Origin of the sequence: Micromonospora sp. NPDC004551 (assembly GCF_040609975.1) — a bacterium.
In the GTDB taxonomy this organism is placed as follows: Bacteria; Actinomycetota; Actinomycetes; order Mycobacteriales; family Micromonosporaceae; genus Micromonospora.
On record NZ_JBEXLM010000004.1, the window covers coordinates 265,658 to 288,669 of the forward strand.

At 72.5% G+C, this 23,012-nt stretch carries 20 protein-coding genes; 1 reads left to right on the forward strand and 19 read right to left on the reverse strand.

Features of this window, described 5'->3' with window-relative positions; translation table 11 throughout:
- Position 1 precedes the first annotated feature (1 nt).
- From ABZW14_RS07905 to ABZW14_RS07995, 19 genes are all read right to left on the reverse strand, one after another.
- Entirely contained in the window at positions 2 to 415 is a 414-nt protein-coding gene (locus ABZW14_RS07905) for a hypothetical protein (protein ID WP_355341520.1), read from the reverse strand.
- Positions 416 to 443: 28 nt separating this feature from the next.
- Positions 444 to 1,448, reverse strand: a complete 1,005-nt coding sequence (locus tag ABZW14_RS07910; RefSeq protein WP_355341523.1) for a DUF4192 domain-containing protein — start codon at positions 1,446 to 1,448, stop codon at positions 444 to 446.
- 199 nt (positions 1,449 to 1,647) lie between these two features.
- Entirely contained in the window at positions 1,648 to 3,246 is a 1,599-nt protein-coding gene (locus tag ABZW14_RS07915) for a VWA domain-containing protein (RefSeq protein WP_355341526.1), read from the reverse strand.
- A 19-nt stretch (positions 3,247 to 3,265) separates the two neighbouring features.
- A complete protein-coding gene (locus tag ABZW14_RS07920; protein WP_355341529.1) occupies positions 3,266 to 4,405 on the reverse strand; it encodes an AAA family ATPase in 1,140 nt (379 codons plus the stop codon).
- Between the two features lie 274 nt (positions 4,406 to 4,679).
- The gene (locus tag ABZW14_RS07925) at positions 4,680 to 4,985 is read right to left on the reverse strand and encodes a hypothetical protein (RefSeq protein ID WP_355341531.1); all 306 of its coding nucleotides are present in this window, start codon (positions 4,983 to 4,985) and stop codon (positions 4,680 to 4,682) included.
- The gene (locus ABZW14_RS07930; RefSeq protein WP_355341534.1) at positions 4,978 to 6,006 is read right to left on the reverse strand and encodes a DUF4314 domain-containing protein; all 1,029 of its coding nucleotides are present in this window, start codon (positions 6,004 to 6,006) and stop codon (positions 4,978 to 4,980) included. The genes ABZW14_RS07925 and ABZW14_RS07930 overlap by 8 nt, the downstream gene beginning before the upstream one ends.
- 79 nt (positions 6,007 to 6,085) lie before the next feature.
- Positions 6,086 to 6,970 carry a hypothetical protein gene (locus ABZW14_RS07935; protein WP_355341537.1) on the reverse strand — a complete coding sequence of 295 codons (885 nt, stop codon included), beginning with the start codon at positions 6,968 to 6,970 and terminating at the stop codon, positions 6,086 to 6,088.
- A 99-nt stretch (positions 6,971 to 7,069) separates the two neighbouring features.
- Positions 7,070 to 8,176, reverse strand: a complete 1,107-nt coding sequence (locus ABZW14_RS07940) for a C40 family peptidase (protein ID WP_355341540.1) — start codon at positions 8,174 to 8,176, stop codon at positions 7,070 to 7,072.
- A complete protein-coding gene (locus ABZW14_RS07945; RefSeq protein WP_355341543.1) occupies positions 8,173 to 8,700 on the reverse strand; it encodes a hypothetical protein in 528 nt (175 codons plus the stop codon). The genes ABZW14_RS07940 and ABZW14_RS07945 overlap by 4 nt, the downstream gene beginning before the upstream one ends.
- Before the next feature lie 76 nt (positions 8,701 to 8,776).
- Positions 8,777 to 9,619: a hypothetical protein gene (locus ABZW14_RS07950; RefSeq protein WP_355341546.1), complete on the reverse strand. Its 843-nt coding sequence runs from the start codon at positions 9,617 to 9,619 to the stop codon at positions 8,777 to 8,779.
- Between the two features lie 81 nt (positions 9,620 to 9,700).
- Positions 9,701 to 10,339: a GGDEF domain-containing protein gene (locus ABZW14_RS07955; RefSeq protein ID WP_355341549.1), complete on the reverse strand. Its 639-nt coding sequence runs from the start codon at positions 10,337 to 10,339 to the stop codon at positions 9,701 to 9,703.
- A 90-nt stretch (positions 10,340 to 10,429) separates the two neighbouring features.
- Positions 10,430 to 11,341, reverse strand: a complete 912-nt coding sequence (locus ABZW14_RS07960) for a MarR family winged helix-turn-helix transcriptional regulator (protein ID WP_355341552.1) — start codon at positions 11,339 to 11,341, stop codon at positions 10,430 to 10,432.
- 557 nt (positions 11,342 to 11,898) lie between these two features.
- Positions 11,899 to 12,549, reverse strand: coding sequence for a hypothetical protein (locus ABZW14_RS07965; protein WP_355341555.1), 651 nt, complete (start codon positions 12,547 to 12,549; stop codon positions 11,899 to 11,901).
- A 640-nt stretch (positions 12,550 to 13,189) separates the two neighbouring features.
- Positions 13,190 to 14,032 (reverse strand): replication-relaxation family protein, encoded by an 843-nt coding sequence (locus ABZW14_RS07970; RefSeq protein ID WP_355341616.1) that lies wholly within the window; start codon positions 14,030 to 14,032, stop codon positions 13,190 to 13,192.
- A 368-nt stretch (positions 14,033 to 14,400) separates the two neighbouring features.
- Entirely contained in the window at positions 14,401 to 16,806 is a 2,406-nt protein-coding gene (locus ABZW14_RS07975) for a DUF87 domain-containing protein (protein WP_355341619.1), read from the reverse strand.
- Positions 16,807 to 16,907: 101 nt separating this feature from the next.
- Positions 16,908 to 18,695 (reverse strand): DUF87 domain-containing protein, encoded by a 1,788-nt coding sequence (locus ABZW14_RS07980; protein WP_355341558.1) that lies wholly within the window; start codon positions 18,693 to 18,695, stop codon positions 16,908 to 16,910.
- On the reverse strand, positions 18,692 to 19,663 hold the full coding sequence (locus ABZW14_RS07985; protein WP_355341561.1) for a PrgI family protein: 972 nt from the start codon (positions 19,661 to 19,663) through the stop codon (positions 18,692 to 18,694). The genes ABZW14_RS07980 and ABZW14_RS07985 overlap by 4 nt, the downstream gene beginning before the upstream one ends.
- Positions 19,660 to 20,580 (reverse strand): hypothetical protein, encoded by a 921-nt coding sequence (locus ABZW14_RS07990; RefSeq protein ID WP_355341564.1) that lies wholly within the window; start codon positions 20,578 to 20,580, stop codon positions 19,660 to 19,662. The genes ABZW14_RS07985 and ABZW14_RS07990 overlap by 4 nt, the downstream gene beginning before the upstream one ends.
- 3 nt (positions 20,581 to 20,583) lie before the next feature.
- Positions 20,584 to 20,958, reverse strand: a complete 375-nt coding sequence (locus ABZW14_RS07995; protein ID WP_355341567.1) for a pilin — start codon at positions 20,956 to 20,958, stop codon at positions 20,584 to 20,586.
- Between the two features lie 1,063 nt (positions 20,959 to 22,021).
- Here ABZW14_RS07995 and ABZW14_RS08000 point away from each other — a divergent pair.
- Entirely contained in the window at positions 22,022 to 22,891 is an 870-nt protein-coding gene (locus tag ABZW14_RS08000; RefSeq protein ID WP_355341570.1) for a hypothetical protein, read from the forward strand.
- The last annotated feature ends 121 nt before the right edge of the window (positions 22,892 to 23,012 follow it).

Sequence of the window (23,012 nt, forward strand, 5' to 3'; positions counted from 1 at the left end):
GTCAGGGCGTCGAGTCGGTGGCGTCACGCGGCGACTCGGCGGGGTTGACGCACTCGGGAATCGAGAGCACGGCGAGGTCGGTGCGGATCAGGGCGCCGCAGGTGTGTCGTAGGGCGGCGGTGGCCTTGTCGTGCTGGGCGAGAGCGGCGGTGAGGGCGTCAGCGACCCGGTCGAGCCGCTGTCGTAGCGACAGAACGGTGTCGGCGTCGCTGCTGGCATGGACGTCGCAGAGCAGGTTCGCGGCGTCGGTCAGGACCGTGATCTGGGCGCTGGTGGCGGCGATGGTGCCAGCCGCGGCAAGCAGCGCGCACAGCTGCTCTGGGTGGTGTGCGCAGGCCTCGGCGAGCTGATCCGGGTCGAGGGCGTAGCCCTGGTCGTGCAACAGCCGCTGGACGTCGAGGTGCGGTGCGGACATGGATGTCTCCAGACGGGACGGACGCGGGTCAGGCGATGGTGGGCTGGCCGGGGTGGGGCCAGCCGTCGAGCACGGACGGGGTGAGCCCGGCCCGCAGCGCCTGGTCGAGCAGCTGCGCGAGGGTGTAGGCGGGGTTGGCGCCCAGCGCGCGGTCGACGGCGATGGAGGCGAGCGCGCCGTCGCCGCGGCGCCACGCGGCGAAGGCGAGCAGACTCGCCGGTGGGGCCACGAGCGGCGGGTGCGCGCGGCGGGTGATGTCGGTCCACATGGCGACGTGCCAGGGCTGGGCGTCGGTGGCCTGCCAGGCGACGTCGCGGATCGCGGGGACGGGCAGCAGGACGGTGAGCCAGGCCAACTCGTCATCGGTGAGGGTCTGCTCGTCGGCGTAGCGGGCGAGCATGTCCCGCACCGCCTGTTCGCCGGCGCGGATTAGGCCGTCGCGTCCGGCCTCGCTGATGAGGGTGCGCCGGCGGGCTCGGGCGTGGGCGGTGGCGCGGGTGACGGCGACGCGGGCGTCCCCGGTGGTGGGGGCGATGCTGGCCACGAGCGCGGCCCGGTCGGGTAGGGCGTGACAGCCGGCGACGATGGCGTGCATGGTGATGTCGCTGCGCTGGGGGTCGAAGGGCACGCCGTCGGTGGGGCAGCAGGCGGGGTCCTGGCAGAGGTAGGAGAAGTAGCGGCCGTCGGTGACCCGCAGCGCGTCGAAGACGTCGATGTCGGTGGCGGCCAGCCGCGGGATCACGGTGTCGATGGCCGGGGTGACGGTGGCGGCGGGGCCGTAGCCGACGGCGATGGCGCGGGTGGCCGCAGCGTTCCGCAGCATGCGGATCTGCGACAGGATGTAGTCGTCGGCCCAGGCGGCGACCTGGCCGGGCTGGGGGAGGTCGGCGCGGCTGGCGACGGCGATCCGGGTGCCGGTGAGGCCGACGATCACGAGGCTGTCGGTGGGGTGGAAGCCGAGCAGGTACGGCACGGCGGTGAGCAGGTCCGCGGGCGAGGTGATCGGCAGGCGCGGGTTGTTCGGGCTGTTCACGGTTTCTCCTGTTCTGTTGGGATGGGTTCGGGCACGGCTGAGCGGCCGTGCTCGGCGTTGGAAGTGCGCGGGGTGGCCGAGCAACGGCCAGTGGGAGCGCGATGAGTGATGTCGACCGGTGGTTGTCGGCGTGACGCCGGAGTTCGGTGGACCGCCAGCCGACACCTCGGCCAGGGAAGAGCCCGGCCGAGAGACGAGGTCAGGCGTGCTCGAGGGCAGTGACCGCGGCGTCGGCGATGTGGCCGATGGCCTGCACGGGATCCGCCACCAGGATCGTGGTGGTGTCGGCGAAGGTGTGCCCGTCCAGGTCGGCGGGACGCAGCCACAGCACGGCGCAGCCCGCCTGGTGCAGGGTGCTGATGAGGCGTTGCGCGGGCTCTCGGTCGGGCAGGTCGCCGTCGGAGACGACAGTGAGCATCCGTAGCCGTCCGGGTTGGCGCAGCTGCAGTAGTTGGTCGGCGAGTTTCACCGCGTCGGTGAACGCGGTGCTGCCGCCCACCGCGGACAGTTCCAGCACGTGGGTGGGATGCTGGCGCGCTCCGACGAGCAGGGTGACGTCGCTGCCGAAGGCGATGGTGGCGGTGACGGCCTGGTTGTGGTGGGCGGCGTGGGCGAGGATCCACCCGGCCGAGGACATGGGCGCCGCCCAGGGGTGCATGGAGAAGGAGGCGTCGACGATGACGCCTAGCTGCAGGGTCGGTATCGGCGGGGGCAGCTGCGTGCGCTGCTGCCAGGGGGTGGCGGTGGGCATGGAGCCGGAGGCGATCTGCGCTTGGGCGGTGATCGCGTGCCGGGTTCGCAGCCTGCCTGGCGGCACCAGGCTGGGCCGGATGTCTGGTTCCCGGTGGTTGGTACGGGCGCGGCGCAGCCGTGCGGCGAGGTGACGGGCGGCGGCGCGTTCGGCGTCGGTCGGTTCCCGGCGGGTCCACGTCGCCGGTGCGGAGAAACGGGCGTGGATCTGCTGATCTCGATACTGGGCGGGGGTGAGGCCAGTGGTGTGGGCGAGGTAGTCGGTGAGCGCCTGGGCGAGCAGCCCGGCGAACACCCCCGCGTCCGCGGTGGGCGCCTGAGGCTGCCGGTGTGGGTCGATGTCGAGCAGCCGGCACCACCGCCACGCCAGGTCGATCATCGTGTCGGCGTCGCTGTCGTCGACGCTGTGGGCTTGACGCCACAGCTGGCGGAGCTGCAGCAACCGCTTGCGGCCGAGGACGGTGGTGACGGCGGCACGGATCCCTCGGGTGTCCTTAGCGGTGAGGATGCGGGCATCGACCCGCGCCAGGAGCAGTCCAGCGAGGTGCGCGGCGTGCCACGGGTCGTCGACGGCGGCGTCGTCGGGGCTGATCAGGGTGGTGACCGTGTGGCGTAGCCACCGCCGGTCGCCGCGCCGACGGGTGCGCTGCCGGTACTCGATGCGGGACTCCTCCAGCAGCTCGGCGACGGCGGCGACGACGGCAGGGGTACCGGGCGGGGTGCGCCACAGGCTGTGCGCGGCGTGCGCGGCCTCGTGCACGAGCAGCCCGTAGGCGGTCGGGACGAGGCGTTTGTGCCCGGCGCGGCGAGGGTTAGCGATGTCGGGGGCGCCGATGTAGGTGGCGTCGACCTCGATGCGGCCGGCGTCGGGGTAGCAGCAGGCAGGTGCGCCGCCACCGGCGCCGGGGGCGACGGTGACGCTCAGGTCGCTGCGGCCGGCCAGGGTCGGGATGTGCCGGGTCCAGGCGTCGCTCCACACCTGCCAGTCCGGATCACCGGCCGCGGGTGCGGTGGGGCCGGGCTGCAGATGTGGGGATGGATGAGGCATCAGAGTTCTCCTTGAGGGGTCAGCGCTGCTTGCCGAGGGTCAGGGCGGTGATCTCGGTGCCGAACTGCTGGCGCAGCGCGGCGAGGACCTGCTCGCGGTCGTCGGCGGGGGCGCGACCGGCCAGGTTGGAGATGGCGGCCGGCAGGCCGAGGGTTTTGCGGACGCGAGCGAAGCCGAGCAGCTCCCGCAGCTGCGGCGCCCAGGTCACGCGCCCGGCGGCGAGGTCGGCGTTGAGGGCGATGGCGGCCTGCACGGCGGGGGTGGGGACGCCGAGGTGGCGGGCGAGGTCCCAGTCGGTGGTGACCTCGATGTGCACGTCGAACCGCGAGGCGAGCGCTTCGGTGAGGATCGCCCCGTGGACGCCGGGGTTGTGGCCGGCGATGACGTAGAAGCCGTCGCTCGCTTCGACGCGTTCGTTGCGGTAGCCGGGGATGGTGATGACCCGCCGTCCGTCCATGGCCGGGTAGAGCACGGCGAGGACTTTCGGGGGGATGAGGGTGGCGTCGTCGACGAGTAGTGCCCGCCCGTCGCGCATGGCGGTGACGAGGGGTCCGTAGACGAACTCGAAGCCGCCGTCCGGGAGGGGGATGAAGTTGCCGAGGAAGTCCTCCACGACCGTGTCCCCGGTGCCGGCGACGGTGAGCAGGTCCGGGAATGCGGCCTCGACGAGGGCGGTCTTGCCGGTGCCGGGCGGACCGTAGAGCAGCACGGGGATACGCTTCTCCCGCAGCCTGCGCAGCACGTCCACGTCGGTGGCGCCCGCGAGCTTGCGGGGGAAGTACAGGTCACCGTTGGGGCGCTCGACGGGCTGCCGCCGACCCGCCCCGTGACGTCCTTGGCGGGGTGTACGCGGGGCGGGCGGTGGCATGGTCCCGGCGGCGTCGACACCGGCCTGGGTGATCTGGAAGCGGTGCGGGCCCGTCTGATGGGTGGCGTAGCCGGCGGCGGCCATCTTCTTCAGTGCTTCGAACACCGCGCCGGTGGACGGGGCGGCGATCGCCGTGGTCAGCTCCCCGACCTTGAACACCCGGTCGGGGTGCGCGGCCAGGTGAGCGGCGACCTGCCGGTAGAGGTAGCCGGGCCGGCGGCCGTCACCGGGGTCTGGCGTCGGGGACGCGTCGCCGGTGGTTGGGGTTGGGGTTGGGGTTGCAGGGTCCATGCAGGCCTCCTGTGATCTGGGGTGGGGCCCGCGCACCCCCGTCTCCGGGGTGCGCGGGCAAGGTGGTGCGGTGTCCGCGCGGTGGAGACGGGGCGGTTGACGGGCCGGGCCCCCGTTGGCAGGACGGCCGGCAAGCTCCGTGAGGTGCTCAGCAGGCAGCCCGAGAGGGCTGCGGATCGGTGGGGTCGCCGCCATCGGGTAGTGGGCGACGACAAGGAACGCACCCGCGCCGGCATTGATCAAGTCGATCCGGCAACGGGTGCCCCGGTAGGCGTTATCTGCGGCGGAGGGTGACCTCGCCGCGGGGGCGGCGGGAGATCTGCACGGTCAGCCCGAACACGCTGCCGTCGGACAGCTCCAGCCACACCCCGCGGTCCAGGGTCAGGACCCCCGCGTCCCGGTACGTGCGCGCTGACGTGATCGTCACTGGCAGTCCGTCGTCGTGGGTGACCTGCGGCAGGTCGGCGTCGTCGCACAGCTCGTCCAGGTCGGCGCTGGTCAGCAGGCTCAGGACGAGGGCTTGCAGGAGTTCCTCGGGGGCGTACTCGCCGAACTCGTCAGCCAGGTCGTCGTCAGGCATCAGGTGCTCCCTTCGCTGACGTGGATGGGGTGCTGGCGGCGGTGGGCGGGTCGGGGATGTCGCCTGCGATGCGGTCGCAGTCGTACGGGTGCACCGGCAGCCACGTCCAGGCGCGCCCCATCACGACGTACCGGCCGTCCGAGTCGGGGCTGATCCGTTCGATGGCGTCCGGGTCGCCGTGCACGCGGGTTTCGTCGGCGACGATGACGTCGCCGTCGAACCACAGCCGCGCCATGGACTCGTCGACCATCCGGTCCTGCCGCTGCCCGCTGACGCCCTCGGCGGCGAGCTGTTGCCGGTAGCGGTCGCGGGCGGCCTGCTGGTCGGCGACGATCGCCTCGGCTACCTGCCGGGTGCAGGTGAACACCGCCCACCCGTTCCACGTGTCCACCAGGATGCCGACGAACCCGACCGGGATCCGCATCTGTCCGTCGGCGTGCGGCGTCCACGCCCAGTCCCCGGCGAAGACGCCCGGCCCGCCGAGGCGCACCCGGTCGGGAGCCAGGTGGCTCATGTCCCGGTCGTCGCCGTGCGGGTACAGCACGATCCGGCACTGCCGGGCCACCTCGGCTTCGGCGGCGTCGTCGAACCCGTCGCACCACGCCCACCGCGTCTGGTCGCGCTGCCGGCCGGTTAGCGCCTCCCACGCCGGAGCCCCCTGCGGGGCGTGCTCGGCATACCGGTCGCGGTCCTCGGCGAGGACGTACCGGTCGGCGGTGGGCAGCCCGTCAATGACGGGCGGGTCCACGTCGTCGATGCCCGCCAGGACCTGCCGCGCGACCTCGCGGACGTCGCCGGTGGCCTTGCCCCCGATGACGTTCTGCGCCCACCACACGGCTGCGTCCCGGCCAGCCGCCGCGCCAGCGACCCGCACCGAGTCGAGCACCTGCTCCCAGTCGGCGTCGCCGATAGGGGTGGGGAGCCGGCGGACGCGGTCACCGGCGTCGAGAAGCATTGACAGGCAGGAGCCGCTGTCCCAGTTCACCTCGAGGACCTGCTGGTCCGGGTGGTAGTGGCGCACCGTGCCCTCGTCACCCGGACGCAGCAGCTGTGCGGGTCGCTGGTGTGCTCCAGCACGACCCGCTCGCCAGGCTGGTAGGTCATCGGGTCCCCTCCCGCGCCGTCAGGACGGCGTGGCAGCGGGCGGCGACACCGTCGCGGACGGCGTCGGTGAACCCGTCCCGCACCGCGTCGATGACCAGCGCCTGATCGTGATCGGGCAGCTCCGACCAGCCGGGGGCGCGGACCGGCGCGTGGGCCTGGTAGCGGTCGGCGTCGTAGCCGGCGACGTCGAAGCGGGGCAACGCCGCCAGGACCGCGTCGTCGCTGCTGTCGATTCCGTCCAGGACCGTCTGGGCGGTCTGCTCCTGCTCCGGTGCGGTGCGTCCCTCGAGGGCGTGCTGCTGCCACCAGCCCACGGCGAGCTGTCCCTCACGCTCACCCGCGTTCCGCACCGCCAGGAGCACGTCCGAGCCGACTGGCGACACGGCCGCCTGCTGGGGGCTACTGGATGCGGCGCTGGCCGGGGAGCCGGCGTGCGGGGCCGCGGAGGTGGCGGGGTCGAGCCAGTCGGCGGCGAGCAGCACCCCCTCACGGCGGTAGCGGGACGGCACGGTCTGCTCATTGGTGACCCGGCGCAGCCACCCGGCCAGCTCGGCGCGGATCGTGCGGGAGGCGGTGGCGTAGCGGGCGCGGGCCTCACGGGCCCGCCGGTTCGCCTCCTGCGCGTTACGCCGGTCCACCTGGGTGTGCAGGTCGAGCAGCCACTGGTGCTCCGCGATGCTGATCCAGCCGCAGCCGGGGTCGGTCAGCAGCCGGCGCAGCGCCTCGGCGTAGTAGTCGTCGCCGTAGCGCGGGGTGCTCTCGTGGTGGACCAGGGTGTTCTGGGTGTTCTGCAGCCGGCGGCCCAGCGCGACCCAGTCCGTGTGGTCCTCGGGCCGGGTCCCCGGCTGTCTCCTGCTGCTGGTGTGGTCCGTGTCAGTCACGGTGATGTCCTCTCCGAAGGGATGGGGATCCGCAGCCGTCGGCGCCTATGAGGCAGCCCCGGCTGACGGGATCCGTGAGTGGTGTTGGGGTGCGGTGGTTCAGCCGATGACGCGGCGCGCGGCGGCGAGCTGCTCAGCCCACGCGGACAGGCGGCTGATCTTGACGACGTCGCCGCTGTGCGGGGCCTGCACGATCAGCCCCTGGCCGAGGTAGAGGCCCACGTGCCCGGGCTTGGCGGTGGTGCCGCGGCTGCCGGGAATGAACAGCAGGTCCCCCGGCCGTAGGTCCCGGTAGTCGGTGACCGGCCGGCCCGCATGGATCTGGTCGCTGGTGGTGCGGGGCAGGGTGATGCCGGCGGCCCGGTAGGCCTGTTGCATCAGCGAGGAGCAGTCGCATTGGCGGGCGGGGATACCGGAGTGTGGTGCGGTGCAGTCCCCGCCGAAGGTGTACGGGCTGCCGAGCTGCGCCATGGCCCAGCCGACCGCCGTGACGACCGGCCCCGGCGTGCCCGCCGGCAGCGCGAACCCCGCCGGCAGCGGCACCTGCTCGCCGCCGGGCTGGCCGTCACCTGCGTCGAACAGGCACAGCGGGTTGCTCATCGCCTGCTCCAGATCCCCTCCGACAGGCCCGGCGGGGGTGCCGCCGGCCAAGACGCGGATCAGGGCGATCGCGTCGTCCTCCCACTTCGCGTAGGCGCCGGGGTGGGCGGAGCGCTGCACCGCCTGGGCGGCCTCGGTCAACGCCATGGCCTGCCAACCGTCGACGGCCAGCAACGCCCGGTAGAACTGGCCGGCCGCGTAGCGCGGGTCCTGGAGTTGGGCGGGTGTGCCCCAGCCTTGGGACGGGCGCTGCTGGAACAGCCCCACCGAGTCGCGGTCCCCGCCGGGCAGGTTGCGCAGGGTGGACTCCTGCATGGCGGTGGCCAGGGCGATGACCCAGCCTCGGGGCGGGACCGTCAGCTCGATGCCGACGGACACGATCACCGCCGCGTTGGTGACCTGCTCACCGGTCCAGCCCCCGACGCCGGCGGCGGGCGGGGACACGGTGACGGCGGGCAGCAACGGCTGCCGGCCTGAGCCGACAGTGCCGGTGCACGCGGCCGAGGCGGTGCCACCGCCGGTGAACAGCATCCCCACTCCGCCCGCGCACATCATCAGCACAGCGAGCACCCCGGCGGTGATTGCGGCGAGAGCGCGCCCGCTCACCGCCGGACCGCCACTGGCTGCGGGGCGTGGCGGGCTGCGGGGGAGCGGCTCGCGGGGGTGCGGGTGGCATGCGGTGACGGGGGCAGGCAGCCGGCGAGCCGGTAGCGGGCCAGGTGCTGCCCGTCGTCGGTGTGCACGGCGACCGTGGCGGTGAGCGGGTCGATCAGGTAGATCCATTCCGCGTCGAGGTGCCGGGCGTGCGACAGCGGGAACACGGTGACCGGTTCCGGCGCGTCGATGGCACCGTCGGTGGTGCTGGCGAGGGTCATGCCGACGCCGGGCACCGGGCGCTGCCCGGCGAACCCGGACCGGGTGGCGGCGGTGATGGCCGGGTCGAGGTACTCCCAGTCGGAGGCGAGGATCGCGGTGCTCAGCGCGTGGGCGTCGCGGCGGGCGTGGCCGGCCCAGATCGCGGCGAGGGCCGGCACGACGACGGTCGGCTGGCCGTCGAGGAGCACGAACCGGGCGTGCACGAGGTGCGGGTTCGCGGAATCGGTGGTGCCGACGAAGCAGTGGGTGCTCACGGGGCAGGTCTCCTTCGCAGCAGATGCGGGAATGGGAGGGCATGAGGCGCGCGGACCGGTGGCACTGGACGGGACGTCACGGCTCGTCCTGTTGCTGCGGTGCCGGCCAAGGGGCGGGCTTGGCGCGCCAGCCGAAGACCGGGTCGCTGGTCTCGACGGATCCGCAGCGGCTGCAGCGGATATAGGTGTCTTCGCCGTAGCCGGCCATGGACGGCACCTCGTCCTGGACGAACTCGTCGACGGCCCCGCACACCTGGCAGCGCAATGACGCCCCGTCGGGCCCCCACGTGATGAAGATCGGCTCCTCCTCGGTGGCGTCAGGTCGCCGTCGCGGGCCGGTCCTGCCGTGCGCCCCGGGGTCGCCGCTGGTGGTCGGCTGGGCGGTGGCGGTGAGCAGGGCGGTCAGTCCGGGGTAGGTGGCGGGGACGTCGCCCGGGTCGGGGGCGTCGTGGATGTGCAGCAGCGGTTGGTCATCGCCGCGCGGGTGGGTGAGCTGGTAGAGGCGGCCGTCGGTGTCGACGGCGTCGATGCGGCGGGCCTGCCGTGACGCGTGGTTGATCATGTGGGTGTCGTCGTAGCAGGTGGCCCAGGCCAGTAGCCGCGCATCGGGTTCGGTCGCCCGGATCAGGCGGACGATCGTGTCGAGGGTGGCCCGGTAGGGCGTTGCCGCGTCGGGCTGGCGCACGCCTGCGGCGAGGCGGTGCAGCAGGGCGGGCAGGCCAGCGGGGTCGGTGAGCAGGTCGTCGCGGCGCAGCGGGAATTCCACGCTGCGCACAGCGTGTGCGGGCGAGGCCGTGTGGAGGGGTCGGGTGTGGATGAGCAGCAGCGTCGGCGGCTGGCCCCAGCCCAGATGCTCGGCGTCGACGTCGGTTGCCAGGAGGCAACCGGCCAGGGCGTGGACAGCGGTGAAGGACAGCACAGGGGTCTCCGTTGTCAGGGCGGCAAAAGGGGGAGGGCCCCGCAACCGGGTGGTTGCGGGGCCCTCGAGGCGTCAGATCTGTCAGTGGTGGTGGCGGTCGCGGCTGCGTCCCACTGGGGCGGCCAAGGGATGGTGGCCGTGCACACCGGCACCGGAACGCTTCGCGTGGTACATCGCCGCGTCCGCCTCGGCCAGCAGCTGACGCGGGTTCGCGGACAGGTAGGCGGGGCTGTGGGTGTAGCCGACGGAGCCGCTGACACTGACCTCGCCGCTGTTGAGGCGGAAGGGGGCGACGCCGATGGCCTGCCATGCGGCGCGGGCGGCAGCGGCCACGTCCTCGTGGTCGCCGCGCACCAGAAGGGCGAACTCGTCGCCGGACAACCTTGCGGCGATCTCCACGGGCGCGTCGAGGGCGGCGAGGAGCCGGCCGACGTGGGCGAGCAGCAAGTTGCCGGTGTCGTGGCCGAGGCTGTCGTTGACGGTCTTGAACCCGTCGAGGTCGAGCAGCACCACCCCGACCGCCGCCCGGTCGGCGAGGGCGGCACGCAGTCGGGCGAGGAACAGCCGCCGGTTGGGCAGCCCGGTGATCTCGTCGTGGCTGGCCTGGTAGCGGGCCGCGTCGAGGGCTTGCTGTTGACGCCACAGGAGGGCGCCGGCGAGGGCGAGGCCGGCGAGGATCCCGCCGACGGTGGTGACGATTCCTTGCAGGATGGGAGACACTCGGAACGCTCCTTGTCTACGAAGGAGCACCGGGGGCGGGCGTGAGGCCGCAAACTTCGACGCCCGCCCTCGGGCTGCCTGACGAGTGGGCTACTGGCCGCCATCGCTAGGGGCGAGTTGGAAGGTGGCCGGGCGTTCGACGGTCTGCACGAGCGTGCCGGCGGCAACCAGCTTGATCGCCGCGTTGAACACCGCGCCCTGGCTGGCTTTCCTCGCGCCGCTACCGGCGTTCGCGGCGTCGATGAGCTTGCACAACTCACTGGTCTTGTACTGCCGGTCGGGGTGGGCTTCGAGGATGTCCAGTACGGCACCCCGCAGGGAGCCCTTCACCCGGCGGTTGTTCCCCGTTGCGGTTGCCTGCCCGTTCGACCCGCCCTCGGCCTCGGCGTCGTCGGGCGCGGCCTCGGCGTCGTCGGGCGCGGCGTCGGACTGTTGGCGGTCGTGGCCTGCCTCCTCCGAGGGCGGCCGCTGCTCGTCGCCGCCACTGGAAGACGTGACGGTGTCCAGCGGAGCAGGTGCGCCGCCGGTGGAAGCCAGGGCCGGGGGCGCCTCGTCCGTGTCCTGGTCTGCCGGTACGGGGGGTTCGCCGTCCCGTTCGGGCGCGCCAGGGGCGTCGAGGGGATCGGTCGTGGTGGCGGTGTCCGAGGTGGCGGCCGCGGTCCCGTCGGGTGGTGTGTCAGCCGCCTCCTGGGTGGAGGGTGGCGTGGCGGTGGTGGTGCGGCCGGTGTCGGTCAACCGCCACATGGCGCGGTTGTCGTCGCTGCGGAACCGCTCGGCCTGCCCGGTCTTCTCCCAGGCGCGCAGCTTCGCCGTCGCCGTGGAATAGCCGAGCCCGGCGTGCTCGGCCACGGCCGTGGCAGTGGCCTCGCCGAGCTCGCTGAGCGCGGCGAGGACCGTGAACATCGTGTGCGCCGGCACGGGCTGCGTTGCATCCGTCATGGGCACGTCCTTCCTGGTGTGGAGGTCAGCAGTGATCCACGCTTCGACCGCGTCGCTGATCAAGTGCGACGACCGGATCTCGGGACATCCCGAGATCCGCGCTGCGGTCGTCGCCAGCCAGGGGCGTGGCGGGCGCGCGTGGGAAGGAATGACTGATCGGCCGGCGGGCGCCGGCCGGGTGCGGTGAGAACGAGGACTCGACGCCGGCGGGAGATGCCAGCCAGATGCGGCTCGCTGCGCTCGCTCGCGACGACGTGCGTCCCGGCGAGGCGGTGGGCCCGGCAGGCCATGGCGTGCTGCGCCAGGGCAACCCGCCGTCGATGCGGACGCCGTGGGAGGAACGTCCTGCCGATGGGGCTGGAAGAGGAATACGGCGGCCTGTTTCAGGCCGGGCGGGAGCGGGTGCCCCTGGCCCGGGGCGCCCGGCCTGTAGAGCATTCACCGCCGCTGTGTGAGGCGGTGCGGCAGCTGGCCGTTGAGACAGCTGCGGTGCGTCGTTGGCAGCAGAGGAAAGCTGGCCCTGCGGGTTGACACGGCATGGACCGATCGCTGGGGGAATCCAGCTGGGATGGGCCCGCAGCGGTTTTCCGGTGCCCTCGACCGCGGGCTTGGGGTGGGGTTTAGAGGGCGACGGCGAGTAGCCGCTGATCGGGGTGGAGGGTGTCGATGTGGGCCAGGGCCTGCTCGAGGTAGGTGATGCGGTGGGCGAGGGCGTCGCTGGCCGGGGCGAGCTTGCGGCCGTCGGCGGTGAGCATCGCGTCGCCGGCGACGGTGCTTGCGGCGCGGTAGTGCTGGTAGGCCATCTGGCCCGCCTGGTACATCTCCAGCTCTCCGACACTGGGCTGGCCAGGGCCGGGAGCGGCGGCGGCGTGCAGGCGCATGGCGTGGACGCGAGGCTGGGTATGGAAGTCCGCGATCGCCGTGTCGAGGGGGTAGCGGTCGGGGTCGGTGAGGTGGCGGGTTTCGAACAGCGGCCACGGGGTGGCGGCTCGGGTGCCGTGCACGACCTGCTGCCAGATCTGGTAGCGGATCCCGGCCCCGACCGCGGCGGCGTGGCGCATCCCCTGCAGATCGAGCAGGCGCACCGGTCCGCCCGCGCACGGCGCGGGTCGACCCTTACGCAGCCCGATCAGCTGCTGGCGCTGCCACACACGCAGCTGCGCGACCGCCCAAAACTGGAGCGCGAGAGTGCCGGTGACACCGAAATAGGTGTCGAGCTCGTGGCTCGTGAGCGCCTGCGCGGGAAGCGCGTCGGGCAGGCAGATGATCATCGTGGCGATGGTCGGGGCCGGCGTGACGGTTGGCCGGGCGGTCGTGGCGGCCCGAGCAGGGCACGGACGGGGCGCGGGCGGCGGGGCCGTCTTCACTGGGGCCGGTGGCGTCGGGATGGCTGGCACACGGCTGCCGTGGCGGGTCAGCGGGGTGCCGTTGACAGTGGACATAAGGCTGTCCTCCTTCGATGGGGTGGGCGCGGGCGCGCAGGGATGACCGGCCCATTGGGTACGTGGGTCGGATCAAGGGAAGAGTTGGTGTGGGTGGCTGGTGTGACCTCGAGGGGTCGCCGCGCGGACGCGTGCCGACCGGCCGAAGCGGGTGGGCCTCGCGTATCGCTGGGGTGCGGCGGGGGATCCCTGAGGTGGGACGAGCCGGGGGTGGAGCGGTATCTGGGTGGTGTTGCCGGAAAGGTAGCGGCTGCCACTCACAGCACGTTGCGGCGCGAGAGCGGCAGGAAGGGCCTTTGGCCTGCACCGTGAGAGATCAACACCCGCTGTGGGGTGGATGAGGTGTGTCGCGCTGTGAGAGGTCGATCCACTCACAGTCGATCTTGCGGTGTGACAGTCATACACCGCGCTGAAGGGGGTGGTTGGGCCGCGACCTGCGGTGTGAGCGGCTGTGAGCGGGGCCAGCGTGTCAGAGGTCGCCGTCGGGGTCGGTGTAGCGGTGGGGGTTCGTGGCGGGGTTGTCGGGGCCGTGGTCGCTGGGCAGCTCGTGCAGCCAGCGGCGCAGCCCGGGCTCGGTGGTCAGTGTCCAGGCTGGTCCGGCGGGATGTTCGTCGTGGATGCCGGTGGCGACGGGCATGGCGGTGGGCACGCCGGCGAGGGCGCGTAGGAGGTTGGCCTCGCGGCGTCGGCTGCGTACGCGTAGCAGGACGGGGTAGCGGGGCCCGAACTGAGTGAGGCGTTCGTAGCCGCGTAGCTTGCGCAGCACGACGGCGAGCGGCTCGGTGCCGTTGTCGTGCTCCAGGAAGAACCCCACCTGCTGGTCTCCAACGCACCACACGCCGTGCCCGTCGGGCCGGATGCCGGCGACGGCGTAGGCGGCGGTGGCGTGCTGCTCGGACCACCACCTCGCCAGCCGCACGTTCTGATGGCTGCGCGCGTGAGCGAGGAGGTCGACGAACAGTTGGTTGGTGCCGAGCAGGTGGGCGAGCCGGCGGCTGCCGACGATGCGTTCGGTGCGCTCGATGCTGCTGCGCGGCGGTCGGGCGTCGGGCCGGTCCGGGTCGTTGTAGGCGGTGGGGTGCACGAGCATGCCGAGGGGGCCGAGGGCGTAGAGGTACTGCCCGTCGCCGGTGGTGATGTCGACGAAGCGGCTGACGGCCTCGATGCCGTGCAGGGTGGCCAGCCGTAGCCGGGCGGAGCGGCGGGAGGTGAACGCCGCCTCGGTGATCTGGTCGGCGGAGAGCACATAGTGCTCGGCGAGCCAGGCGAGGAGCTGACGGTCGCGCAGCGTGAGCCGACGCAGGTGCTCCAGACGGGAGCGGCGGCTGGTGTTGCTGCGCGAGGCGACGAGCCGGGGGTTGGATGACCGAGGATGGAAGACAGGTCGATCGGTAGACACGAGCGGACATCCCTTCAGGGAGGAAATGGATCCCCTCCGTGGGAGGGGTGTCTGAAATCAGTGGTGGTGGTGACCGTGCCGCTGCGCCGCCGTGTGCTGCACTGACAGGCCTACCCGCGCTGATCGGTCACCGGCAGTCAGCCCTTGGTGGTGAAGGGCGGAAGAAGCGTCTGCGGAAGGAGTAACGGAAACCCCGCCAGGCGCCTGACAGACACCGAAGGGACCTCCGTCAGCCCAGCCACCTGGTCACACCGGGCGAGCCCTCTGCGGTCAACCGGGCCTCAAGGCCTGGCCTTGTCGCCCTCTGCACGGGGCGCGCGGGTTTGCTGGGGCGGCCTTGAGTAGCGGTCGACCAGAGCGTCGATCGCGCCGGTGTCCTGCGCCGGGACGGCGCGCGCGGCGGCCTGCCGGATCGCGGTCGCCTCGCCGATCAGCGGCTTGGGTGGGCGGGTCCTCATGGTGAACGCCGACGTCTGCCGGCCGCCCACGACCAGGCGGGTGGCGGCGGTGTAGGCGTCGAGGTGGGTCAGGTCGTGCTCGTCGAGTTCCGGCAGGGTGTGCCGAGCCAGGACCCGCGCGTCCTCCGGCGCGCACGAGAAGTAGATCTTGTTGCGGGCGTTCGCCGACGCGGCGGCGAGGAGGTCCTTGGGGAACTGGGCGAGATCCTGGTGCGACAGCACCAGCGACAGCCGGTATTTGCGGGCCTCGGCGAGCATCGTGTCCAGGCTGTTGGCGAGGGTGAGGAAGTTCTGCGCCTCGTCGATGATGAGCGTGGCGTCGCGCCGCTTGTCGGGGGCGATCTTCGCCCGGGCGGTGGCGGCCTGCCACACCTGCGCCAGCACCAGGGAGCCGAGCAGTTTGCTGGTGTCCTCACCCAACTGGCCCTTGGGGATGCGCACGAGCAGCGCTCCGCCGTCGAGGATCTCACCCATGTCGAAGCTCGAGCGCGGGTAGCGCATGGTGCGTTTGACGAAGTCGCGCAGGAGGAACGCGCGGAGGCGGGCGAGGACGGGGCCGATGACCTGCGAGCGCAGGGCGGGGTTGAGCTCGTCGTACCACTGCCAGAACCCGGACAGGCCGGCCGGGTCGTCCAAGTCGACGGTCATCGCCGAGCGGAACTGGGCGCTGTTGAGCAGGGGCGGGATGTGTTGCAGGGTGACGTTCGCGTGCCGTAGCAGGGTCAGGCACGCCACTCGCATCACATCGTCCATGCGGGGGCCCCACGCTTTGGCGAAGATGTTGCCGAAGATCGACACGAGGTTGTCCACGACCAGGTCGGGGTCGTCCCCGGCGAGAGGGTTGATGGTCGGCGGATTCGGCTGGTCCGGGTCGAAGATGACGAGGCGGTCGGCGACAGAGGCGGGAAGCCGGTCGAGGATGTCGAGGACCATGTCGCCGTGCGGGTCGATTACGACAGTGCCGCGGCCGGCGGTGATGTCGTCGACGGCCATGTTGACCAGCAGCGTCGTCTTCCCACTGCCGGTGGATCCGATCACGTGCAGGTGATACCGCGCATCCGGCACGGCCAGGGCCACGCCGTGGCCGCCGACCTCCGCGGTGCCGAGGATCTTGGTGCCGCGTCCGCCGGTCGCGACGGCGACCGGTGCGGGCATGGACTTCGCCCGCGCGCGGTCCAGGCCAGGGACGGCCAGATCTTGGGGCAGCGCGGCGAGCGCGGCCAGTTCGGGCGTGGAGGTGAGGAATCCGGCGCCGAGGCGCCGCCGCGCGAGGACCGCGGCCGGGGCGGGCATGCGGGCCCGGTGGGTGAGGCGGTTACGGCCGGAGTACACGGCGAAGGAGGAGGCGATGGTGTCGGCGATGCCCCGTAGCCGTGGCCGCTGGTCGGTGCCGGCGCGTCGACTGTCCTTGCCGACGGCGTATCGGATGGCGGTCTCCCACAGAGTGTGGGAAGCCTTGTCGAGGATGGCTCGGACGTCGCGTTCCACTGCGGGGTCGCGGCGGCCCGTCTGCCTGGCGGGGCTGGGGGTGCGGCCGGGTAGGAATGCCTCGACGAGCCACAGCAGCGGCGCGGCCGGGTTGATGGCGGGCAGGGCGGTCTTGCCGTCGCGCAACCTGCCGGCGGTGCGGCGGGCGCGCAGGGCGCGGTGGGGTGCGGCGGGGCGGGCGAGGATCTGCACGCAGGCGTGCTCGTCGGCCCGCAGTTGGGAGCCGGCGGAGATCAGCGCGCGCAGCGGGTCGTTGTCGTGGTCGATGCGCAGGGGCAGCCATTCGGCGGTGGTGGGCAGCAGGTGTCCGCCCACCACCGTGGGCACGTCCAGCGGGATCGGTGGGGCGGGGGTGTCGTCGGTAGTGCAGGCGGCGCCGGGCCAGGCGGCGCGGACGGCGGCTTCGACGGCGCCGGGTGGGACGGTGCCGGGTACCCAGATGGAGATGAGCAATCGTCGGCCCGTCCACGTGTACTGCCAGGCGATGTGAGGGCTGCCGTACAGCCAGCGGCGGCGCCGGGACGGGGTGAGGGTGCCGGCGAGGTTGGCCCACAGCGCGGACGCGCAGTGCGGGTCGACCTCGGGTGGTGGGGCGATCGTTACGAGCCTTGCGCTCTCGCTGTGCCGGCGGTGCCGCCACGCTGCGAGGAGATTGCGGCCGGCGACGTGCGCCACGAGTAAGCCGGCGGCGACGGCGAGCAGCCACGGCCTCTGCCCCACCCACGCGGCGGCCTTGAGCAGCCAGCGGGTGGCGCCGGTGGGCGGCACGACGACGTCGGCGCCTGGGCCGGTCGGATGGTGGGTGAAGGTCAGGATGGCCGCGAGGTATGCGGCGGGTGGGGTCACAGGTCGTCTCCCTCGTCGAGGTCGGCGAGTTCGCTCGGGCGTGTCGTACACAGCTGGTGCTCCGCCTGCGAGGCGATGGCTTCGAAGCTGGTCCGGTTGGTGCCGGAGATCAGCAGGCCGGTGCCGACCCGCGCGGCGAGGAGCAGCCGCCGTTCGCCGGCGGTGAGCCCGAACGCGTCGCCGATGGCGTCGATGGCTTGCGGGGCCTGCTTGAGCAGGATCTGGGTGGCGGCGTTGGCGACGGCGGCTTGACCGAGGTCGGTGCCGAGCAGGTCGGCGACGTCCTGGGTGATGACGGTCAGGCCGGCGTGGCGTTTGCGGGCGGCCTTGGACATGCGGAACAGGAACCGGGCGCCTTCACCGTCGCGCAGGAGCAGCCACGCCTCGTCCACGACGACGAGCCGCCGTGCGGCCTGCCAGCTGGGTGCGTCGACCTGCCGCCAGATCGCGTCCAGGGCGAGGAGGGTGCCGACGGTGCGCAGTTCGTCGGGTAGGTGCCGTAGCGACCACACCACGAGGTGGCCGTCGGGGCGGGTGGTGGTGGGCCCGTCGAACAGGTGCGAGAAGGAACCCTCAACCCAGGGGGTGAGGCGGGCGGCGAGCTGGCCGGCGGCGGGGTCGGTGTCGGCGTGCAGACGGTCGGCGAGGTCACGAAGCAGTGGGGCGGGCCGGTGGTGGGTGGCCGGGTCCGGGGTGATGCCCGCCTGCCGGTAGACGGCCAGGATCGCCCGGTCCAGGGCCGCGCGTTCCGCCGGTGGCGGCTGCTGCCCGAGCAGCACGCTGATGAGGGTGTGCAGGAACAGGCCGCGTCGGGTGAGCACGTCAGGGCGGGAGTCACCTGCCGGCAGGTCGAGAGGGTTGACCTTCACCCCGGACGCGCCGAGGCGGACCACGGCTCCACCGACCGCGTCGGCCAACCGCAGGTACTCGTCCTCGGGGTCGATGACGGCGACCTGCACCTGCTGGTAGAGGTTGCGCAGGATCTCCAGCTTCACAAAGTACGACTTGCCGGCGCCGGAGCGGGCGAGGACGACGCTGTTGTGGTTCTCCTGTGCCCAGCGGTCCCACCACACGATGCCGCTGGAGTCGGGGTTGACGCCGTAGAGCACCCCGCCGTCGGCGGGCGGGTCGCCGGGCAGCGGCGCGGGCAGGTCTGCGCTGGCGAGGGGGAACGCGGCGGCGAGAGCGGCGGTGTCCATGGTGCGGCGCATCTGCAGGCTGTCGGTGGCAAGCGGCAGGGTGGTGGTCCACCCGGCCAGGTGCCGCCAGGTCGCCGGTTGCACCTCGATCAGGGTGGACGCGGCGGCGGCCTTGACCTGGGCACACGCTTCGAGGAGTTCGTCTTCGGTGCGGGCGTGCACGGTCAGGTAGAGGCCGACGCGGAACAGTTTCGCCGCGCCACGGGCGAGCCGCTGGGCGAGGTCCGCGGCGTCGTCGGCCGCGGCTTCCACGGACGGGTCGGGCAGCTTGCCGCGGTCCGCGTCCGCCCGCCGGGACGATTCGAAGCGGGCCCGCTGGTTGCGCAGCCGGGCGGCGGCGACTGGGGCGGGCAGCGGGTCGATGTGCAACGCGAGGTCGAGCCGGCCCGGCCACGACAACAGAGGTTCGAGCCAGGCCGGGCCAACCTCGGCCGGGTAGCCGGTCACCACGAGGGTGGCGGCGTAGCCGTCCCCGACGCGCAGGAACCGCGGGGTGACCTCGACGGCGGCGGGGGCGACGGCGGCCGCCAGCCCGTCCGGCTGGCAGCCACCGTCGGCAGGCTGGGATCTGTGGCGCAGCTTCATGTCGGTCGGCTCCTTCCGTGCCGGTGACCCTGATGGGGTGTGGGTGAGGTGATGACGGTGTCGGGGGCCGCGAGGCCGCCGGGCCGTGGCGGCCGGTAGGGGTCGGCGGCCGCGGCGAGCGCCGCGGTGACCGCCGGCCCGTCGAGGGCGCGGGTGGTGACGCCGAGACCGGACAGGGCGCGGACCGTGTCATCGGCGCGCCGTCGAGCCATGTGCTCGCCACGGTCACCGGCGCTCGTGCCGGTGATGATGAGGACCTGCCGGCGCAGCGGATCCTTGCGCGCTGCGAGGTCGTCGAGGAAGCGGGCGTGGTCGCCGGCCGCTTCGGTCAGCGCCGGGTGCGGCAGCTGCATGGCTGCGTGGGCGAGGCTGCGGGCGGCCGACTGCAGGTCCACCGGCTGCGCCGACACCACGATCTGCGTGGGGGTCGACAGGCTGTTGAGCCAGCGGCCGAAGGTGTCGACCAGGGCCGCCTGCTCATCGGCGGTGCGTAGCGCGAGGTTGACGTTCGTCGTGGCGACCATCACCGCTCGCGCGGCGCCGAGTCGGATCTCCCCTCCGTCGTCGATGGCGTCGGCGGGCAGCTTCAGCGGCGCCGGCAGCATCACCCTCGTCGTCGGCGCCTGCACCCAGTCCGGTGTCTTCGACGTCGTGTCAGTTGTCGACAGGGCGCGCGGCGTCCGCGCGTGCCGTACGGCGGCGAGCAGCCACACGTCCAATGGCAGGCCGTCGCGACGGCCGACAGCGACACCGAAAACCAGGCCGCCGACGACGACGGCGGCGCCGACGAGCACCGGCGCGGGCACGACCTGACGCAGGGTCCGCCAGACGCCGTAGAAGGCGAGGGCGGCGACGGCGAGGATCGCCAGCTGCCGGAACGTCAGCGCATACAGCACCTTGTCGGGAGCGTCGACGTCAGCGGGCATCCGCGTACGGCCCGGATCGGTGCGGTCGTCGTGGCGGCTCATCTGCCGACCGCCTTCAGCCCGCGGCCGAGGCCGGGCACCGTACGGGTGGCCTGCTGCACGACGATGACCCGTACCGCGGCGCCGAGCATGTTCACCCCGCGGCCGCTGTTGCCCGTGGCCACGTAGCGGCGCATGAGGGACGGCACGCGCAGCGTCGTCCAGAGCATGACCATGACCACGAACAGGTTGATCGCCCCACCCGGATCTACCGGCAGTCCGAGCGCGGGCAGCAGGTGCTCGGGGTCGGTGAGCATCCACTGCCCGGCGTAGAGGGTGAAGCCCTGCACCACGGGCACGGCGAGGATGCCGGTGTAGGACCGCCACCACATGCGGGCGACCGGTTCGGTGTGCGGCATCGCGTGACAAGCGAGGGCCAGTGGCGCGAAGGCGGTCAGGACGATGAGGACGGCGAAGCGGACGATCACGCTGAACGCGGTGCCGGCGAGGAGCACGGCGATGATCGCTACGCAGATCACGAACAGCAGCACCGCGGTGGTGTCCCGTCCGGCGAGGATGTGCGTTTTCATGGCGCGCAGCGCGCCGTCGCTGTCGCCCTCGGGTGTGGTGAGCGCGCCGGTCAGGGCGTTGGCCAGGTCGATGAGCATGCCGCACCACAGTTGCGAGAAGTGCGCGGCGACGAACCCGACGATCAGCCTCGGAACGAGGTCCTTGGCGGTGTAGCGGGTGGTTTCACTGCCGCCGGCGGTCATGGTGAGCACCCCGGCGGCGACGAAGGCGAGGACGAAGACGGTGTCGACGACGAGCACCGAACGGCCCGTGAGGGCCTGCACCTGCGGCAGGGCGGTGACCTTCGGGGTGATCAGCAGCGCGCTGCTGATCACCGCGAACAGCGCGTCCAGGCTCGCGAGGATCGCTGCGGCCAGCCAGTCCAGGATCTGGTCGAGTAGCCAGCTCATGGTTCAGCCTCCGACGATGCCTTGGACGACCTGCAGCAGGACAGGGGCGAGGACGGCCAGGCCGTAGCCGACGAGGGCGTTTTTCAGTGCGCCCTTGGCCCGCTCGACCTGTGCCGGGTCGCCGCCTGCGGTGGCCCAGTAGACGCCGGCCAGGACGAGGAACAGGGTGGCCAGCGCGGCGAGGATGCCGATCAGCCAGGCCCGCAGGTTGGCGATGACAACTGGCAGCGAGTTCACCGCCACGATCGCCGGCGCGCCAGGATCGGCGTGCGCGGCGGTGGGCGCCGACAGCAACACCATCACCAACGCGGTGACGGCGAGACGGTAGGCGGTACGGGAGCGGGTGAGGACACGAAGACGTGCCGAAATGCGGGACATGACTTTTCACCTCCGGTCCCGCCGACGTCCGGGGACGCGGCGGGGTGCTAGCGGATGGTCATGGGAGACCGCCGCCGGGCCCGCGGACGGCACGCGCGGCGAACCAGACCGTCCCCGGGAGGAGCCCTTCCTCCCTTGTCGGGTAGCGGGTGTTCGATGAGGTGTCAGCGCACCAAGCACTGCGCGGCACCCGAGGCGGCCGGCACGGCGGGCGGCCCGACTAGATGCGGACCCGGCGGCGGGCGGAATCCTCGCCACCACGGTGGGCGACGAGAAGTCCCGCACCCCCAAACCGCCGGTTGTGTGCTCTGGCGAACGCCCCCGGTTATCACCGCCACTCACAGCGGCACACAGCAACTCCATCTCGCGCCGATTGGGCTCCGCCTCGATGTGATGGCGGATGTCGGCCAGGCGCGACCGACGCGCGACACCCGGTCGAGTCGTGGCGATGTCAGGCACGGCTGTCAGACACAAAGCACCACTGAAGGCCGCCCAAGTCAGAGACAGGCGCCGATGACACGGCGCGGACGACACCTCCTGTGACCATCGCCGCCGATGTCACCGATGCTTTGCCATGCTGCCGCTGACATGACCTCAGGTCTCGGTGTCAGACCGGCCTTGTGACGTCCTGGTGGCACTGACGTCGACGCCGCGTCGCGTCAGACGCGGCACCGGTGACATCGTCGCGGTCGCCCGATGTCACAGGTGCCGGGATGTGAGTCGTTGTGAGCGGCGGTGAGTGTCACCTCCGGCCGGCGACAACCCCGTCGCGCTCCATCCGGTTGCCGACGGCTCTGCCCTCGACGGCCGGTTGCATCAGCGCCTGGCCTGTGTCACAGCCCAGCTCAACGGCACTGACAAATCCAATGCCAACGACATCGGCTCGATGTCACGGGTTGCCTGCCTGGGGCGGTGTCACGAGTGCCGGGCGCCGCCCCGCAGGGCCCTGGCCTGCGCTGTGAGCGGGTTGTGTGACGGCCGTGGCCCAATCGGTACCGCCGCCCCGCCGTGACATCGCAGCCTCGCCGAACCGGCGGTCATCTTCGACAGGGGGAGTTGTGACATGAGCGTGCCCGCCAGCGACTGGCCAACCTCGCCTCTCGCAGCCGCAGACGCCGCCTTCACCGCGCTGACCGGCGAGCCAGCACCCTTGACGCTCGACCTAGACACCTGCGGCGTGCCCAACGCCGCCGGGTCGGATGTCATGACACTGCCGGCGCTGCGCGACTGGCTCCTGCGTCACCCTCATGCATACGCGCTGCGCGACGGCGTGTGGCGGGAGCTGATCCGCCGTGCCCGCTTGGACGGGCCGGCGTGGGTGATCGCGGCGGTCGGGATGGCCATGCCCGCCCTGCGCCGCTACGCCGGCCAGCTGTGCGCCGGCTACGACGGCGACCCCGACGACATCGACGCCGAGATCCTCACCGGATTCCTCACCGCCCTACGCGACCGCGTCGACCTCACCCGCGACGCCCCGTACGCGGCGCTGTGCCGGGCAGCGTGGCGCGCCGGGCACCGGCTGCGCCTGCAGGCCGGCGAGTACACCTCGATCGCCGACGTCGACCACCTGCCCGGCCCCCGCACCCCCAAGGTGCCCTACGGACACCCCGACGTGCTCGTGCGCCGCGCCGTCGGCCTGGGCATCCTCGACCCAGACGACGAACAGCCCTACATCGACGTGCGGCTCGGGCGGCGGGCGATCGAGCCGATCGCCGCCGGACTCGGCATCACCGTCGACGCCCTACGCATGCGTCTGGGCCGCATCGACACCCGCATCGCCGACGCACTGCACAGGGGTCTGCTCACCGGCATCGCCTCCCCGCACGCCGCCGCCACCCTCGCCGCGCAAGCCGAACACCGAGCAGCCACTCGCGCCGGCCGGGCCACCACTAACCGACCGCACCTCGTGTGCGAAGCCGCGGCGGCCGCCTGAGGCGTCCACCAGCCCTGCCTGACCGAGCTGAACTCGCAACACCCGGCGGGGGGGGGGGGCGCGGGGGGGGGGGGGGGGGGGGGGCCCCCCCCCCCCCGGCCCCCCCCCCCCCCCCCCCCCC

Excerpts from the sequence above, each read along its gene's own strand:
- ABZW14_RS07905 (WP_355341520.1), bottom strand. The coding sequence starts at position 415 with ATGTCCGCACCGCACCTCGACGTCCAGCGGCTGTTGCACGACCAGGGC.
- ABZW14_RS07915 (WP_355341526.1), bottom strand. The coding sequence starts at position 3,246 with ATGCCTCATCCATCCCCACATCTGCAGCCCGGCCCCACCGCACCCGCG.
- ABZW14_RS07920 (WP_355341529.1), bottom strand. The coding sequence starts at position 4,405 with ATGGACCCTGCAACCCCAACCCCAACCCCAACCACCGGCGACGCGTCC.
- ABZW14_RS07925 (WP_355341531.1), bottom strand. The coding sequence starts at position 4,985 with ATGCCTGACGACGACCTGGCTGACGAGTTCGGCGAGTACGCCCCCGAG.
- ABZW14_RS07965 (WP_355341555.1), bottom strand. The coding sequence starts at position 12,549 with ATGATCATCTGCCTGCCCGACGCGCTTCCCGCGCAGGCGCTCACGAGC.
- ABZW14_RS07980 (WP_355341558.1), bottom strand. The coding sequence starts at position 18,695 with ATGAAGCTGCGCCACAGATCCCAGCCTGCCGACGGTGGCTGCCAGCCG.
- ABZW14_RS07985 (WP_355341561.1), bottom strand. The coding sequence starts at position 19,663 with ATGAGCCGCCACGACGACCGCACCGATCCGGGCCGTACGCGGATGCCC.
- ABZW14_RS07990 (WP_355341564.1), bottom strand. The coding sequence starts at position 20,580 with ATGAGCTGGCTACTCGACCAGATCCTGGACTGGCTGGCCGCAGCGATC.
- ABZW14_RS07995 (WP_355341567.1), bottom strand. The coding sequence starts at position 20,958 with ATGTCCCGCATTTCGGCACGTCTTCGTGTCCTCACCCGCTCCCGTACC.
- ABZW14_RS08000 (WP_355341570.1), top strand. The coding sequence starts at position 22,022 with ATGAGCGTGCCCGCCAGCGACTGGCCAACCTCGCCTCTCGCAGCCGCA.